Annotated in this window: 1 protein-coding gene; it reads right to left on the reverse strand. The window is 40.3% G+C overall.

Annotated elements, in window-relative coordinates:
• Window positions 1-76 precede the first annotated feature (76 nt).
• Window positions 77-1,249 (reverse strand): IS4 family transposase, encoded by a 1,173-nt coding sequence (locus H9X96_RS22385; RefSeq protein ID WP_187668422.1) that lies wholly within the window; start codon window positions 1,247-1,249, stop codon window positions 77-79.
• Window positions 1,250-1,336: the final 87 nt, after the last annotated feature.

Raw genomic sequence — 1,336 nt, forward strand, 5'->3', positions numbered from 1 at the left:
CAATAGTGTCCTAAACGTTTAATGTTTTTGTAAAAAGGCTTAGGATGGATTGAAATAATCGCATTTTAAGGATTATTCAAAAAAGAATCCCTTGTATGCTGGTATTGGGTTCCAGCTTAGGTGGTTCATGGAATGGCTTGTCGAGCCATTCCTGCAAGTTTATTTTAACAAAAATGTTCAGCCTAATGAAAGCTACTAGGTTTGAGAGGTGCCATTTATACCCAGCCATCGCCTTGAGTGCTTTTAAGATGAGTATGGTAATCAGAGCGGTCCATATTTGGATCATGACCGCATTTTCAGTTGTTCCCACGAAGGATTTAATATGCAGGTTCTGCTTAATTTCGCGAAAGAAAATTTCAATCTGCCAACGGCTTTTATAAAGTTCGCTAATCGTGTTGGCTGTCCAGGTCATTTGATTGGTAATGAGTTCTATGGTCTGCTTGTTTTTCTCGTCCCAGATCGCCACCCTTCTGAGTCTCTTACCATATTTCTTCTTCGAGGCCGGGGTTTTGAGCTCAATCAGTTCATCTATGATGATATTCTGGTGCCTGTTTTCAGGCAGGGTGATTTCGCCCTTAGATTCGTACTGAAGGTTTTCTTTATGCCTGATGACAAAAAACACACCTTTGCTGTCCCAGACATTCAGCAGATAGAAATCATTGTAAAAGCGGTCTGCGACAATCACACTCCCTTTATGAAGGGGAACCTGGTAAGCTCCTTTATTATCGGCTGTTTTGCCATCTGTTATATTCACGTAAGCTGGAAGATTACCATCGTAATCCAATAAGGTGTGCATTTTAACAGCTCCTTTCGCTGTTTTGTACTTTGCCCAGTCAAATAAGGACAGGCATAGACTAATGGTTGTAGAATCCAGCAAAAAGATTTTGGACTTGATCCTGAACTTTACCTGCTTAAAGCCAGCCTGCTGTCCCAGACTTTCCAGCAGGCAGAAATAGTATTCTTTAAAAAGACTAAAATCCCTGTGCTTGTTCTGGTAGCTAACGCTGGATTTTGAAGGTGCCTTTTGAACGCCCATATGATTTAGGTTACCAGTGGCTGAACGTAGTCCATTACTAATATCACGTACCGATTGGCTTTTGGCGAATTGGCAAAATAGCATGGAGACCAAATGAGTCCAGCTATTATAGCCCTTGTTGTGCTTGTCTGTTCCCTTGGATGAAGTTAGTTTATTGAACTTTGAACGGTCTAATTTTGATATAATTTGTGAAAATAATGTTATGTTTATCATCGAGAAAGGGGATTGTTTTTGTGCACCACAAAGGTAACTTTGTGTTAAAACTTCCTCTTTCCCTTTTTTGCGTTTAGGACGCTATTG

The organism is Pedobacter sp. N36a, assembly GCF_014472395.1.
Classification (GTDB): Bacteria; Bacteroidota; Bacteroidia; order Sphingobacteriales; family Sphingobacteriaceae; genus Pedobacter.

Bases quoted from the DNA above. Each gene is read 5' to 3' on its own strand.
- H9X96_RS22385 (WP_187668422.1), bottom strand. From the start codon at position 1,249: ATGATAAACATAACATTATTTTCACAAATTATATCAAAATTAGACCGT.